The 14,756-nt window shown below is 44.9% G+C and carries 11 protein-coding genes; 10 read left to right on the forward strand and 1 reads right to left on the reverse strand.

The window, feature by feature from the left end; translation table 11 throughout:
- Nucleotides 1-15: 15 nt before the first annotated feature.
- Nucleotides 16-1,620, forward strand: a complete 1,605-nt coding sequence (locus B5F53_RS13430) for an alkaline phosphatase (RefSeq protein WP_087224246.1) — start codon at nt 16-18, stop codon at nt 1,618-1,620.
- A gap of 3 nt (nt 1,621-1,623) precedes the next feature.
- On the forward strand, nt 1,624-2,817 hold the full coding sequence (locus B5F53_RS13435; protein ID WP_087224249.1) for a YibE/F family protein: 1,194 nt from the start codon (nt 1,624-1,626) through the stop codon (nt 2,815-2,817).
- Nucleotides 2,818-2,919: 102 nt separating this feature from the next.
- Here the strand turns inward: B5F53_RS13435 and B5F53_RS13440 are convergent, their stop codons facing one another.
- Nucleotides 2,920-3,294: a DUF1292 domain-containing protein gene (locus B5F53_RS13440; protein WP_087224251.1), complete on the reverse strand. Its 375-nt coding sequence runs from the start codon at nt 3,292-3,294 to the stop codon at nt 2,920-2,922.
- 182 nt (nt 3,295-3,476) lie between these two features.
- On the opposite strand from B5F53_RS13440, the gene B5F53_RS13445 reads away from it, so the two are divergent.
- The 8 genes from B5F53_RS13445 (at nt 3,477) to B5F53_RS13480 (ending at nt 14,740) form a co-directional block, all read left to right on the forward strand.
- Complete coding sequence (locus B5F53_RS13445) at nt 3,477-5,027, forward strand: ClC family H(+)/Cl(-) exchange transporter (protein ID WP_087224253.1); 1,551 nt, start codon at nt 3,477-3,479, stop codon at nt 5,025-5,027.
- Between the two features lie 31 nt (nt 5,028-5,058).
- A complete protein-coding gene (locus B5F53_RS13450; protein ID WP_087224255.1) occupies nt 5,059-5,811 on the forward strand; it encodes an exodeoxyribonuclease III in 753 nt (250 codons plus the stop codon).
- A 25-nt stretch (nt 5,812-5,836) separates the two neighbouring features.
- Nucleotides 5,837-7,747: a Type II secretory pathway, pullulanase PulA and related glycosidase gene (locus tag B5F53_RS13455; RefSeq protein ID WP_087224257.1), complete on the forward strand. Its 1,911-nt coding sequence runs from the start codon at nt 5,837-5,839 to the stop codon at nt 7,745-7,747.
- Entirely contained in the window at nt 7,725-8,258 is a 534-nt protein-coding gene (locus B5F53_RS13460) for a DUF5662 family protein (protein WP_087224259.1), read from the forward strand. Before B5F53_RS13455 ends, B5F53_RS13460 begins: the two co-directional genes overlap by 23 nt.
- 93 nt (nt 8,259-8,351) lie before the next feature.
- Entirely contained in the window at nt 8,352-9,884 is a 1,533-nt protein-coding gene (putP, locus tag B5F53_RS13465) for a sodium/proline symporter PutP (RefSeq protein WP_330396207.1), read from the forward strand.
- Between the two features lie 119 nt (nt 9,885-10,003).
- Entirely contained in the window at nt 10,004-11,122 is a 1,119-nt protein-coding gene (gene glf, locus B5F53_RS13470; protein ID WP_087224263.1) for a UDP-galactopyranose mutase, read from the forward strand.
- Between the two features lie 8 nt (nt 11,123-11,130).
- Nucleotides 11,131-11,748 (forward strand): DUF6553 family protein, encoded by a 618-nt coding sequence (locus B5F53_RS13475; protein ID WP_087224265.1) that lies wholly within the window; start codon nt 11,131-11,133, stop codon nt 11,746-11,748.
- Nucleotides 11,749-11,809: 61 nt separating this feature from the next.
- Nucleotides 11,810-14,740, forward strand: coding sequence for an insulinase family protein (locus B5F53_RS13480; protein ID WP_087224267.1), 2,931 nt, complete (start codon nt 11,810-11,812; stop codon nt 14,738-14,740).
- Nucleotides 14,741-14,756: the final 16 nt, after the last annotated feature.

Raw genomic sequence — 14,756 nt, forward strand, 5'->3', positions numbered from 1 at the left:
TTTAGGAGGAAAATGATGAAGAAAAGAGCATTTGGTTTATTATTGGCATCGATTATGACAGCAGGAGTAATTACAGGTAATCTGTCATACACAGTAGAAGCAGCAGCTCAGGATGCCCAGGCACAGGAGGCGCAGACCCAGGGGAAAACACCTAAATATGTTTTCTTATTTATTGGAGATGGAATGAGTTATCCCCAGATTCAGCTGACCAATTATTTTGTCAGCGCCAATGAAGCTAAGAAATCCGCAGAAAAAGTTACTGTGGAGGGAGAAGAAAAGGAAGTTCTCAGCAGCAAAAACAATCTGAATATGATGAATTTTCCGGTTTCCGGTTCCGCTCAGACCTATGACAGCACTTCCTTTGCGCCGGATTCTGCTTCTACGGCAACATCCATTGCCACAGGAAACAAGACCTGGAGCGGAAGCATCAATGTGAGTACAGACTTCAGTCAGGAATACGAAACCATTGCAGAGAAATTAAAAGCGCAGAAGGATTATAAGATAGGAGTTATCTCCAGCGTAAATATGAATCATGCCACACCGGCGGCCTTCTATGCCCATCAGGCATCCAGAAACGATTACTATGACATCGGATTAGAGTTAATTGAAAGTAATTTTGACTATTTTGCGGGAGGAGCTCTTCTGGATCCCACAGGGGAAGATGAGAAACAGGAAGATCTGTACAGCCTTGCAGAAAAGAGCGGATATAAAGTTGTGAAAACACAGGCAGAAGCAGAAGCCCTGAAGGCAGAAGACGGAAAGGCAATCGTTGTGGACGAACATCTGGCTGATTCCGACGCAATGGCTTATGATATGGACTTAAAAGAGGGCGAATGGGCGCTGGCAGATTATGTGGCAAAGGGGATCGAAATGTTAAATAATGACAACGGCTTCTTTATGATGGTAGAAGGCGGAAAGATTGACTGGGCCTGTCATGCCAATGATGCAGCTTCCACAATTTCAGATACCATCGCTTTGGATGAAGCAGTGGGAAAAGCCCTGGAATTTTATAACGAACACCCGGAAGAAACGCTGATTCTGGTTACCGGCGACCATGAAACCGGTGGTCTGACCATCGGATATGCAGGAACAGACTATGATACCTTCCTGACTAACTTTAATAACCAGAAAATTTCTTATGCAAAGTATGATTCTGACTATGTGGCAAAATATAAAGAAGAAAAGACAGACTTTGATACAGTGATGAAAGATGTAACCGAATTATTTGGTTTGTCCGCGCCATCCGCTCAGGGTGCAGAGGAGACTTCACAGAAAGACAGTGCAGACAAACATCCGGAATCTACAGACGACGGAACCCTGGAAATGACACAGTATGAATATGATAAACTGAAAGAAGCCTATGACACAACCATGACCAGAACGGGAGAGGAAGAAGAATTCGCCCAGGATGAATATGTAAAATACGGAAGCTATGAACCTCTGACCGTAACGATCACCCATATTCTGAATAACAAAAGCGGCGTAAACTTCGGATCCTATGCACATACAGGTCTTCCTGTAGAAGTTCTGGCCCAGGGAGTGGGACAGGAAAGTTTCAGCGGATATTATGACAACACGGAAATCTATAACAAAGTTGCAGCATTGACAGGAGTACAGTAAGAAATGAAACAGGTATTTTTTCCAAAGAAAAATTCCCTGTTCCTGATGATTCTCATTGGAATCATGATGATTGGTATCCTCATAGCCATTCCGACCGGCTATGAGGATGCTCTGATTTATCAGGACATGGAAAGAGCCACCGCCCTTATAACAAAGACAGACAATTCAGCCATTAAATCTTCCGGACTGATTCAGTCCGGCGAGCAGTCCTGCACACTGGAGATTCAGGATGGAATCTTTCAGGGAGAAGAGATGACAGGAGTAAACTTCCTGAGCGGCTCTCTGGAAAAAGACAAGATCTATAAAGAGGGAGAGAAGGCGTTGGTGACAATCAGTTATCAGGGTGACGAGATTAATTCGGTGGTGATGTCGGATCATTACCGCCTGGATAAAGAAGTACTCCTTTTTGCCGCTTTTGCTCTGCTGTTAATTGTGGTGGCCGGAAAGAACGGGTTTCTTGCCATATTTTCTTTCGCCATTACGGTTCTGACACTCTGGAAGATTCTGGTTCCGGCGTATTTAAATGGATATTCCCCCATCTGGATCGGAATTATCATCACCATCTTCCTTACTTTAATGATTATCTTTTTCGTATATGGATTTGATCGGAGGACAGTTACAGCTTCCCTGGGATCCCTTCTGGGAATTTTTACAACCTGTATTCTGGGAATGCTGTTTACAGATTTATTTAAAATTAACGGAGCGGTAATGCCCGATTCCGAGTCTCTTTTATACAGCGGATTTCAGAATCTGGATTTGACTGCGATCTTTATGAGCAGTATTTTTATCGGAGCTTCCGGAGCTATGATGGATTTGTCAGTGGATATTACTTCTGCTGTCCATGAAGTTGTAGAGAAGAAGCCGGATATTTCCTGGAAAGAGGCTGCAAAATCAGGAATGAATGTGGGACGGGCAGCTATGGGAACTATGACCACCACTCTTTTACTGGCTTATTCCGGTGGATATGTGACATTACTTATGGTATTTATGGCCCAGGGAACTCCCATTGACCATATTATGAACTATAAGTATGTGGCAGCGGAAGTGCTGGATACAGTTGTGGGAAGTTTCGGACTTGTAACAGTGGCGCCCTTTACAGCTCTTACTGCAGGAATTCTGCTTACCCGGAAGAAGAGAAGTGCTCTTTCGGCAGTTCAGACCGCACTGCAGGCAGAGAGAAAAGGACAGCCGGAATGAAAAACAAAAAAACCGACTACCAAAAGTCAGTTCAAAGCTGACGATTAGGAGTCGGTTTCTTTTTATGTAAGTTGAAGAGGACTTGTCCTCTTTTTATTCCAGTTATTCCAGAGGTTCTCCGTTTTCCTCTGCCTGTCTGGCTTTTTCCAGTACTTCATCAAAAGCGTCTGCGGCAGCCATATATTCGTCATCGTCTTCAATGTTCTCCAGCATGGGATCCCCGTTTTCCGTACGGCTGAATTTGTACAGATAAACTTCTCCTTCATGGTTCTGACCGTTCTCGTCCAGCGGGAGAAGGGCGATGTATTCATTTTTTTCTACGGGGAAGACTGTTAAAATAGCACAGGTTACTTCTGTGTCGTCATCCATGGTTAAAGTGATGGTGCTGTGATTGCCGGAAAGGTTAGAAGAGCAGTTACTTGTGCAGGAGGCGCAATCAGCCGGGCTGCACTTTGCATCAAAATTTTCGTTACTCATAATGATCCTCACTTTTATATCTTATATTTTAAAGGCTGCAATAACTGTAACAGAAATAAGGGAAAATTGCAAGGAGTCAAAGGGGAAATATCCTTTGCATTTTTTACAGCGCGATTGTATACTAATTGTAGAACGCTCAATGAATTTGAGACGCTGAGAGTCTTTATGAGGGAGGAAGATATGTGCAGAAGACGACACCCCATTTACTAAACAGAACGGAACACTTTCAGGGGGCATTAATTGGAGAAGGGCTTATTATCGGTGCAGTCAGCGGTATGGTAGTGCTTTTATACCGGGTTGCACTGAAATATGCGGATACCTTTCTGCAGGCAATTCTGCAGTATATGCAGAAAAGTCCCCTTACCACGGGACTCTGGTTCGTGATTTTAGCAGGTGCAGCGTTTGTGGTCTCTAAACTGGTCCAGTGGGAGCCAATGGCTTCCGGAAGTGGAATTCCCCAACTGGAAGGGGAGATGACAGGGAAACTGGATCCCTGCTGGTGGAGAGTATTGCTGGTGAAGTTTACCGGAGGATTTCTGTCCCTGCTCTGCGGCCTGTCTCTGGGGCGGGAGGGTCCGTCCATACAGTTGGGAGCAATGGCAGGGAAGGGATTTTCCAGGCTGACGAAACGGGGAATCACAGAAGAAAAGTTTCTTTTAACCTGTGGTGCCAGCGCAGGGCTTTCGGCTGCCTTTCACGCACCTCTGGCGGGCATTATGTTCTCTCTGGAGGAGATACATAAAAGTTTTTCCGCAGCAGTTATTGTTTCTGTGATGACCGCGTCACTGACAGCCGATTATTTATCTTCCAATATTCTGGGATTTGAACCGGTATTTCAGTTTGACATAGGGTTTGAACTGAAACCGGAATTATACTGGAGTCTGCTGCTGTTGGGAGCGCTGCTGGGAGTGCTGGGGGCATTTTATAATAAGGCCATGCTGAAGATTCAAAGCCTGATGCAGACTTGCCGGTATCTGAATCCGCTGACCCGGATGATGGTTCCCTTTTTGCTGGCCGGTGTGCTGGGCTTTACCGTCCCGGAACTGCTGGGAAGCGGGAACAATATGGTGACCAGCATTACCAGCGGAGAATGGACACTGGGAGTGCTGCTGCTTCTCTTTGTGGGCAAGTTTTTGTTTTCGGCCGTTTCTTTTGGTTCCGGCGCACCGGGAGGTATCTTCTTTCCCCTTCTGGTACTGGGCTCCCTTATCGGAGGGGCTTTTGGTACGGCGGGAGTGGAGTTTTTCGGACTGGATCCCTCAGATGTGAACAACTTTGTTTTACTATCTATGGCAGGTTACTTTACGGCTATTGTCCGGGCGCCGCTGACAGGAATTATATTGATTTTTGAGATGACAGGGTCCGTCAGCCAGATGTTGTCCCTGTCCATAGTATCCATTGTGGCGTATATTGTAGCCAATTGGCTGCGTTCGGATCCGATCTATGAAAGCCTTCTGGATGCTATTTTAAAGAGACAGGGGAATACCATACCGGAAAATCAGGAAAAGGTGCTTCTGGAGTTTGTGATTCGTCATGGTTCCGAAGCGTCCGGAAAGAAGGTAAAAGATTTAAAACTTCCGGGAAACTGCCTGTTGGTTTCTATCCAGAGGGGAAGAAGGGAAATGATTCCCAGGGGAAATACGGTTCTTCTGCCCGGCGATACACTGGCAGTTATGACTGCGGCATCAGATGAAGGCGGGATTTACGACGCTATGCGCAGGATTTGTACTTAATCGAGACTAGAAAAGAAAGGAACTGCAGACAATGAGATTAATTTCTTGGAATGTAAACGGAATACGTGCATGTTTAAAGAAGGGATTTTTAGATTTTTTTCATGACATTGATGCGGATATTTTCTGCATTCAGGAAACAAAATGCCAGGAAGGACAGGTCGATCTGGATTTGCCGGGCTATTATCAGTACTGGAATTATGCCAATCGGAGAGGTTATTCCGGAACGGCTGTTTTTACCAGACAGGAACCGGAAACGGTGACTTATGGAATGGGAATAGAAGAACACGACAAAGAAGGAAGAGTCATTACTCTGGAATATCCGGATTTTTATATGATTACTGTCTACACACCTAACTCCCAGTCAGAACTGGCCCGTCTTTCTTACCGGATGGAATGGGAGAAGGCTTTTCTGGAATATATGAATCAGCTTCAGGAGAAAAAGCCGGTGATCGTCTGTGGTGATTTGAATGTGGCTCATCAGGAGATTGATTTAAAAAACCCGAAAACCAACAGAAAAAATGCAGGCTTTACAGACGAGGAGCGGGCCTGCTTTACAAGGATTTTAGAAAACGGATATATTGATACGTTCCGTTACTTTTATCCGGATACAGAAGGAATCTACTCCTGGTGGTCTTATCGTTTTAAAGCCAGAGAGAAAAATGCGGGATGGAGAATCGATTATTTTCTCACCTCCCACAGTCTGCAGGACAGGTTAAAGGAAGCCAGGATACACACAGAAGTACAGGGTTCTGATCACTGTCCGGTAGAGCTGGAAATGAATTAAGAATAGCAGGGAAGGCGGAAAACACATGCAGAAAAAAATGATGAGAGAAGTAAAGCCGGGCTCTCCATGGAGACCAGGCGTTCAGAAAGAAAAGGACGGCTGCAACTTTGCCGTGGAAATTCCGGAAGGAGCAGAGGCTTCCCTTTTGCTTTATAAAAAGGGAAAGGCAGAAGCAGCAGAAGAAATCCCTATCCCATTTTCCATGCGGATCGGACGGATGGGGGCAGTCTATCTCCCGGGTCTTAAGACGGAAAATTATGAGTATAACTACAAAATCAACGGACAGATATGTCAGGATCCCTATGCCGTATCGGTGGTGGGAAGGAAGAACTTCGGAAAACCAGAAGATCTGGAGCATCCCCACAAGGTCAGATGTGCCTTTCCGGAACCGGAAGAATTTGACTGGGAAGATACCCCGGCGCCGGAGATTTCTTACAGCAATATGATTTTATACAAGATCCATGTGCGGGGATATACGAAACAGGCCGGTACAAAGATTAAGAAAAAAGGAACCTTTCAGGGGCTGACAGAAATGATTCCTTACTGGAAAGAGCTGGGAATCAATGCCCTGGAGCTGATGCCCGCGTATGAATTCTGGGAAGTCCTTCCATACCAGATGAGGGACAGAGAAGAAAAAGAGATGGTGGTGGAACGGACCGAACATCAGAAAATTAATTACTGGGGTTATACGGAAGGATTCTATTTCGCTCCGAAAAGCGCTTATTGTGCAGGAAAATATCCCCAGAGTGAATTTAAAGAACTGGTCCGCGCCCTCCATAAAGAAGGAATCGCCTGTATCATGGAATTTTATTTCCCGGCTTCCGTTCCGCCTCTGAGAGTGCTGGAAGTTCTGCGGTATTGGAAGACGGAATACCGGGTTGACGGGTTCCACCTGGTGGGAGAAGGCATTCCTTCAGATTTGCTATCCAGGGATCCCATGCTGGCGGGAACCAAGCTGATGATGACAAATTTTGATCCCGGTCAGACCCTGGCAACAGGATCGGAAGATAAGACTCTGGCAGAGTACAACATGGGATTTTTACAGGATATGAGGCGCTTCTTAAAAAGTGATGAGGACACTTTACAGGGAGCCGCTTACCGGATCAAGAGAAACCCCGAAAACTGCGGAGTCATTAACTATATGGCCTGTCAGGATGGCTTTACCATGATGGATATGGTTTCTTATGACTATAAACATAATGAAGAAAATGGAGAAGACAACCAGGACGGCAGCAGCTACAATTATTCCTGGAACTGCGGAGTGGAGGGACCAAGCAGGAAAATTTCTGTACGTCAGATGCGGGAGCGACAGATAAAAAATGCTTTTCTGATGGTTTTACTTTCCCAGGGAACACCCATGATTTACGGAGGCGATGAGTTCGGGAATTCCCAGATGGGAAATAATAATGCCTACTGCCAGGATAATCCTGTGGGCTGGGTAAACTGGAATGCAGAAAAGAAAAATACCTGTCTCCGGGATTTTGTAAAACAGGCAGTTGCTTTTCGCAGGGCACATCCCATTCTCCATATGAAAGAGGAATTAAAGGGAATGGATTACCAGGCATACGGATGCCCCGATATGTCTTACCACAGTCAGAGAGCCTGGTATACCAGTTTTGACAATACCTGCCGCGTATTGGGAATCATGTACTGCGGCGCTTATGCGAAACGGGAGAATCAGGAAAAGGACGACGATATTTACGTGGCTTATAATTTCCACTGGGAGCCAAGAGAGCTGGCTCTTCCCAATCTTCCGGAAGAAATGAAGTGGAAGAAAGTCATTGATACCAGTGATCCTTCCGGAACCGGAATTTACAGGGAAAAAGAGGCCGAAGAGCTGGAAAATCAGAGAGTATTAACCGTGCAGCCTCGTTCTATCGTAGTGCTGTTAAGCAGACAGGAGAGAGAAAAAGATGCATCCATGGCTTCATTTTAAAACAATCACAAAACATAAGTGGATGGTAATGAACTATTGTTTTCGTATAGGATTATACAAACAGGGGCTTCTCCACGATTTATCCAAATATTCGCCCACGGAATTTCTGGTGGGATGCAAATACTATCAGGGAACCAGAAGCCCCAATAATGCAGAGAGGGAGGATACGGGAGTGTCCCGTTCCTGGCTGCACCATAAAGGGAGAAACAAACATCACTTTGAACACTGGGTGGACTACACTCTGGAGGGAGATACGGTTATCGGGGGAACCCGGATGCCGAAAAAATATGTGGCGGAAATGGTGATGGATCGAATCAGCGCTTCCAGAACGTATCTGGGGGATGCTTATACACAGGAAGAACCTCTGAAGTATTTTATGAAAGGAAAGCAGAAACTGTGGTTTATTCATAAAGATACCCGGAGGGATCTGGAGGCGTTGCTTCGGATTTTATCTGATTATGGGGAAGAAACCCTGATTTGGTACATGAAAAACCGGTATTTAAAGAGATAAGTGCAGATTTTGTCCGGATTTCCTTAATTCTTTCTTGCAAACAAAGACTGTCTTATGTTAAAGTAGGAAGGAATGAATAAAGGAGGGGATAGATTGGACGGTACAACACTTATCGTATTATCGGCTTTTGTCGCATATCTTCTGTTAATGATTGTTATCGGAATTATTTATATGAAAACTGCAAGCAGTACAGAAGATTATTTTTTAGGAGGAAGAAGCTTAAACGGATGGGTGGCAGCGCTTTCTGCCCAGGCATCTGACATGAGCGGCTGGCTTTTAATGGGTCTGCCGGGAGCGATTTACTCACTGGGAACAGGCCAGGCCTGGATTGCCATCGGTTTATTTATCGGAACAGTCTGTAACTGGATTTTTATTTCGGGAAGACTGAGAAAGTATACCATTGCTGCGAACAACTCCCTTACGATTCCGGCATTTTTCGAGAATCGTTTCGGAGATAAAAAGAGAATTTTACTTCTGATTTCATCCATTGTAATCGTAATCTTTTTCCTGGTGTACACAGCGTCTGCTTTAGCGGCAGGAGGGAAACTGTTTAACTCGGTTTTTGGAATTAATTATCATCTGGCTCTGGCAATCGGAGCGGGTGTTATCCTTGTTTATACCTTCATGGGCGGATTCATGGCGGTATGCGTGACGGACTTTGTTCAGGGTTCTCTGATGCTTGTGGGTCTGCTTGCGGTTCCCATTGTGGCGTATTTCTTAATGCCGGGAAGTCTTGTGGATTTACTGGAGCAGAGCCAGGTAGCCGGCGGAGCAGGAAAGTATCTGGATTTGTTCTACAGCGGAGGGAAACCTTACACTCCCATTGAGATTTTCTCTCAGCTTGCCTGGGGACTGGGATACTGCGGAATGCCGCACATCCTGACCCGTTTCATGGCAATCCGGGATGAAAAAGAACTGAAAAAATCCAGATGCATTGCAATTGTATGGGTTATCCTTTCTCTGGGAGCAGCCTGCATCATCGGGGTTTTGGGAAGAGCCTATCTGTATCCGGTACTTCTGGGAGAAAACGGTACTTCCGCGGAAAACGTTTTTGTGGAAATGATTCAGAAAGTATTTATGTCTGACTTGTCACTGCCGTTTATAGGAGGGCTGTTTCTGTGCGGAATTCTGGCTGCAATTATGTCCACGGCTGATTCCCAGCTTCTGGTTACAGCCTCTGCAGTGTCAGAAGACTTATATCACAACTTCATTAAAACAGATGCGGATAATAAAAAGGTTATGAATGTCAGCCGTATCACCGTTATCGTAGTGGCTGTGCTTGCCTTTGCCATTGCCTGGGATCCGAATAACAGCATCATGGATCTGGTATCCAATGCCTGGGCCGGTCTTGGATCCGCCTTCGGACCGGTGGTTCTTTTATCTTTGTTCTGGAGAAGAACTAACCTTCCGGGAGCCGTTGCCGGAATTGTCTCCGGGGGACTTACTGTTATTATCTGGGACTATATTCCGCTGGTTTCCGGAGAAACTCTGGGAAACAGTACAGGATTGTATTCCCTTGCCGTTGGTTTCGTAATCAGTATTTTATGCATTGTAATTTTCAGTCTTACGACAAAGAAACCATCGGAAGAAATTTTGAAAACTTTTGATCAGGTAGCAGGAAAATAGAAGCTGCAAAACAAAGGGGCCGTTTTAAAAGGGAAAATCACCTTTTAGAACAGCCTCTTCTGTTCATTTGCAGAAGTTTTTGTTATAATAGGAATAACGCTGAGAAAGAAGGTGGCAGAATGAGAAAATATGATTATTTAATTGTGGGAGCCGGATTATTCGGCGCAGTGTTTGCCCATGAAGCGACAAAGTGCGGAAAAACCTGTCTGGTTATCGACAAAAGGGAGCACATTGGAGGAAATATTTATACAGAAGAAACAGAAGGAATCCAGGTTCATAAATACGGGGCGCATATTTTCCATACGTCCAGAAAAGAAGTCTGGGAGTATGTGAACCAGTTTGCAGAATTTAACCATTTTGTAAACGCCCCCATTGCAGTTTATAAAGATGAATTGTATAATCTGCCCTTTAATATGAACACCTTTCATGCTCTTTGGGGAGTGAAAACACCGGCGCAGGCAAAGGCAAAAATCCAGGAGCAGATTGCAAGAATGAACATTGTGCATCCGAAAAACCTGGAAGAGCAGGCACTGGCTTTGGTGGGACAGGATGTTTACGAGAAACTGGTGGAAGGCTATACCCGGAAACAATGGGGACGGGAGTGCAAAGACCTGCCTGCTTTTATTATCAAGAGGCTGCCTCTGCGTTATACCTATGATAATAATTACTTTAAGGATCCTTATCAGGGAATCCCCAAAGGAGGCTATACCAGGATTATTAAAAAACTTCTGGAGGGTGTTCAGGTATGCCTGAATACGGATTTCTTTGCCAGAAGAGAGGAACTGACGGCGAAGGCTGACAGGGTACTTTTTACCGGCATGATTGATGAGTTCTATGACTACTGTTACGGACCTTTGGAATACCGGTCCCTGCGTTTTGAAACGGAGGTTCTGGACATGAGTAATTATCAGGGAAACGCGGTGGTAAATTACACGGATTATGAAGTTCCCTATACCAGGATTATTGAACACAAACATTTCGAGTTCGGAGTTCAACCCAAAACAGTGATTACCAGAGAGTATCCTGCTGCCTGGGAACAGGGAAAGGAACCGTACTATCCTGTTAACGATCCCAAAAACAGTGAACTGTTTGCCAAATATGAGAGAAAAGCCCTGAAGGAACCGGGAGTGCTTTTCGGAGGGCGTCTGGGTATGTACCGGTATATGGATATGGATGAAGTCATCGCCGAGGCTCTTTCCATGGCGGAGACAGAATTAACTTACGAAGACAGGCATTAGGAGGAAGTATGTCAGAGGAGAAAAAATATTTAGAACAGTATTACAAAGAAACGGATCCTATGAAAAGAAAAGAACTGCTGGAGCAGTCTATTGCAGCCGGAGAAGATCCTGCAGGTAATCCGATCCGAATGGAGTTGTGGGAGGCGCGTTACCGGGAGAAATCCCAGAATAAAAACGAGCGTGCAGACGGATTTTTGAAGTTATGGATGGTTATGAAATACGCCGGAGATAATACCACCGGAATCTTCGGATACCGGGGTGTGAAACGGGACATCCGCAAGGCTCTGAAAAAATTAAATTTTGAAGAACTGAAGCAAAAAGATGAAGCAACCCGGAAACTCCTGTATAAAGAGTGCTACCATATGGGACAATTATATTTGTATTTATGTGAAAACGACAGAACCTATGGTTCCACTCTCCTTGGAATGATGGCCTTAAATAAAGAGAAACTGCAGGATAAGATTGGTGCGGATATTTTCAATGTGGCCTGTAAGGTGCCGACAAGACTGGAAATGGAAGAGGAACTGGAACCTCTTTTATCCGCAGTGATTGACGCTTACATTTATACCTATCCCCAGGAAAGACGTTCTCTGGAAGAACGGATCGATTCCTGGAAAAACAAATAGATGCCATTCCTGGAGAATCTACCATTATTGGCGCAGCTGGTGCGCCATGAAAGGAGAAAGAATGAAAATTAACGAAGTGACTGCTTACGAATTGATACAGAAAAAAGATCTGACAGACATTCATTCCCAGGGCTACCTGCTGCGTCATAAAAAATCCGGGGCAAGGGTTATGCTGATTGAAAATGAGGATGAAAATAAGGTGTTTAACATTGCTTTTCGAACCCCGCCTTCTGACAGCACAGGCGTTGCCCATATACTGGAACACAGTGTTTTATGCGGTTCGGAAAAGTTCCCTCTGAAAGATCCTTTTGTGGAACTGGTGAAGGGATCTTTAAATACGTTTTTAAATGCTATGACCTATCCGGATAAAACCACATATCCTGTGGCAAGCTGCAATGAGCAGGATTTCCAGAATCTGATGCATGTTTATCTGGATGCCGTATTTTTCCCCAATATTTATCAAAAGGAGGAAATTTTCCGGCAGGAAGGATGGAGTTATCAGATGGAGTCCACAGACGCTCCCATCAGCTACAATGGGGTAGTCTATAATGAAATGAAAGGTGTGTTTTCTTCTTCGGATGACGTTTTAGAGAGGGAAGTCATGAATTCTCTGTTTCCGGATACCACGTACGGCTGTGAATCCGGCGGAGATCCGGCCTGCATTCCGGATCTGACCTACGAAGGATTTTTAAATTTCCACAGAGCTTACTACCATCCGTCCAACAGTTATATCTATCTGTATGGAAATATGGACATGGTACAGAAACTGGAATTCCTGGATAAAGAGTATCTGTCCAGATTTGAAGAAAATCCTGAAGTGAGAGAAGCTTCCCGGATTCAGGAACAGAAACCTTTTGAGAAAAAGAAAGAATCTGTGCTGTTTTACCCGATTTCCGAAGGGGAAAGCGAGAAGGACAATACCTATCTTTCCTATAATGTGGTGGCGGGAAACGCTCTGGATTATAAGCTGTGTACGGCTTTTGAAATACTGGACTATGCTTTGCTGAGCGCACCGGGCGCACCTTTGAAAAAGGCTCTGCTGGATGCAAAGATCGGAAAAGATATTTATGGCGCTTACGATGACGGAATCTATCAGCCCTATTTTACCATTGTTGCCAAAGGAGCCAATGAAGAAGACAGGGGACGCTTTATCGCAGTGATCGAAGAGGCATTAAGAAAGATCGTTGAAGAAGGCATCGATCCAAAGGCTGTGGAGGCCGGAATCAACTACATGGAATTCCGTTATCGGGAGGCAGACTTTGCCTCTTATCCCAAAGGACTGATGTTCGGACTGGATATTTTAAGCAGTTGGATTTACGATGAGGAAAATCCTTTCGCCATGGTAGAGAGGTTGGAGGTTTTCAGGGAACTGAAAGAAAATCTCTCAGAAGGCTATTTTGAGTCAGTAGTGGAGAAGTATTTATTAAACAACGCCCATGGATCCATTCTGACATTAAAGCCTCAGAAAGGACTGGCCCAGATTAGAGAAAAAGAAGTAGAGACAAAGCTCGCCCAATGGAAAGAGTCCTTAAGCGAAGAGGAGCGTCAGGCCATTGTAGATTGTACCAGAAAGCTGAGAGAGTACCAGGAGGCGGAAGAAAATCCTGAGAACCTCAACTGTATCCCCATGCTGAAGCGCAGCGACATCGAAAGAAAGGCGGGTGGTTTCTGCAATGAGGAAATCTATTTTGGAGAGAACCTGTTTTTATACCATGATGTCTGCACCAATGGAATCGGATACGTAAGCCTGCTGTTTGATTTGTCCCGGATTCCTCAGCGGCTGGTTCCTTACCTTGGATTGTTAAAATCTGTGCTCGCCTATGTGGATACGCAGAATTATACTTACGGAGAGCTGTTTAATGAGATCAATGCAAATACGGGAGGCATTATCTGCGGAATTGAAGCGTATGAAAATTCACAGACACCGGGAGAATTTACGGCCATGTTCGGAATTCGTGGAAAAGCGCTGTATTCGAAAATTCCGTTTCTGTTTCAGATGGTCCATGAGATTGTGTTTACTTCTAATATGGATCAGGAAAAACGCCTATATGAAATTATTGCCCAGACGAAATCCAGAGCCCAGACAAGCCTGACAGGCAACGGGCATTCTACAGCAGTCCTGCGCGCGTCCTCCTATGAGTCCTCCATGGCCAAATTTCAGGATGAAATTGGCGGAGTGGAGTATTTCTGGTCCCTCGAAGAACTGGAGGCGGAATTTGAGAATAAAAAGGATGAGATTATACAGAATCTGAAAGAATTAACAAGAATGATTTTCCGTCCGGAAAATTTCCGGGTCAGCTATACCGGGGAAAAAGAATCGAAAGATACCGTACTGAAACTGGCAGAAGAGCTGCGTAACAATCTTCATACAGAAGAGACGGAAAAGGGAAACCTTGTAAAAGATCTGCAGGTGAAAAACGAGGGCCTGAAAACTTCAGGACAGGTTCAGTATGTGGCTCAGGTAGGAAACTTCAGAAAGGCCGGATATTCTTACACCGGCGCCCTGGATATATTAAAGATCATTCTGGGATATGATTATCTCTGGATGAATCTGAGAGTAAAGGGCGGAGCCTACGGGTGTATGAACGGTTTTAAACGGACCGGGGACAGTTTCTTTGTTTCTTACCGGGATCCCAACTTAAAGCAGACCCTTGAGACCTTTGAAAAAATTCCGGAATATATACGGAACTTCCAGGCAGACGAGAGGGAAATGACCAAATATATCATCGGAACGATCAGCGGAAAAGATACTCCGAAAACACCGAAAATGAAAGGAGATCTTTCCACGGTAGCATATTTCAGCGGGACGACTGAGGAGACCCTGCAAAGAGAAAGAGATGAGATCTTAAATGCCACGCCTGAAGACATCCGGAATCTTGCAGGTTTGGTGGAAAGTGTGTTAAGCCAGCATCATATCTGCGTGGTGGGAAGCGAAAGCGCCATAGAACAGGAAAAAGAACTGTTTAAAGAAGTGAAAAATCTGATGCATTAATACAGGAAAGTGAGAA

Source organism: Blautia sp. An249, from assembly GCF_002159835.1.
GTDB classification, from domain to species: Bacteria; Bacillota; Clostridia; order Lachnospirales; family Lachnospiraceae; genus Blautia_A; species Blautia_A avistercoris.